The organism is Xanthomonas campestris pv. asclepiadis, assembly GCF_020784175.1.
GTDB classification, from domain to species: Bacteria; Pseudomonadota; Gammaproteobacteria; order Xanthomonadales; family Xanthomonadaceae; genus Xanthomonas; species Xanthomonas campestris_D.
Map to the genome: position 1 here is coordinate 1 of NZ_JAJGQM010000103.1, position 1,072 is coordinate 1,072.

1 protein-coding gene is annotated in these 1,072 nt (G+C 61.8%); it reads right to left on the minus strand.

The annotated features are described in order from the left end of the window. Window positions 1–18: 18 nt before the first annotated feature. The gene (locus LL972_RS21570; protein ID WP_228329328.1) at window positions 19–981 is read right to left on the minus strand and encodes an IS1595 family transposase; all 963 of its coding nucleotides are present in this window, start codon (window positions 979–981) and stop codon (window positions 19–21) included. Between the last annotated feature and the right edge of the window lie 91 nt (window positions 982–1,072).

Sequence of the window (1,072 nt, forward strand, 5' to 3'; positions counted from 1 at the left end):
CCTGATTAGCCCTATTCCTCAGCCATGAAAGTTGCTTGCCATGCGCAGAACGCGCTCTGGGCAAGGCTTGCAGCGCATCAGCGCCGTCGCCAGTCGCGGCAGCATCTGTTCCAGACGAAATCTGCGGTTGAATCGATAAGCCGCTTCGGCCAGGTAGCGCCGCGCATACTTGGCCTGGCGCACCGCATGGTAGGTGCCGCTGATGGCTCGTTTGACATTGCCCAGCACCACATTCAACCAACGTGCTCCCTGGACTTGGGGTGCGGCACGACCACCGCCGGTGTCGAGAGTGGTGTGGGCATGCCCGGCCTCCTCCAGACGGCGGAAACACGCCAGCCCGTCGCTGTAGACCTCGCATTCCGGCTCCAGACGACGCGCGATCCAGTCCTTCAGCGAGGCGTCGTCAAAGGCCTTTACCGGCTCGATCACCGCAAACACCGGATGTTCGTGGGTGTGGTCCACTTGCACCGCGATCACGAACGGCTGTTTGTTCTCCGAACCGCGTCCGCGCTTGCCGCCGGTGCGTTCGCCGCCCAGGTAAGCGTCATCGATTTGTACGAAGCCGCCGAGTTTTCGCGGTTCTTCGCGCTCGACCATCGCCTGCATGATCTTGTGCTTCATGCGCCAGGCCGCCTTGTAGGTCACTCCAAGATGCCGCTTCAACTCCAGCGCCGCCAGGTTGGTCTTGCTGGAAGTCAGCAGGTAGATCGCCTGCATCCACAGGCGCAAGGGCAGCTTGCTGGACTGGAACAGCGTGCCAGCACGTAAGGTGGTCTGATGCCGGCACGCACGGCACTGGTAGTACACCTGCCCATCGCGTCGAAAGCGCGAACGCGCGCGCCCGTTGCACTGCGGGCAGCGAAATCCCTTCGGCCAGCGCCACCGATACAACGCCCGGTAACACTTGGCTTCGGTTCCGTAACGATCCGCAAACTCGCTCAGCGACATTCCCGGCTGAAACTGCACGATATTGATACCCATGCCCCACCTCCGTTGCCTTCAGGTGGGGCCATTGTCCAACCGCAGCGTCGCAGATCCTGCAACTACCGGCTGAGGAATGGGGCTAATCAAG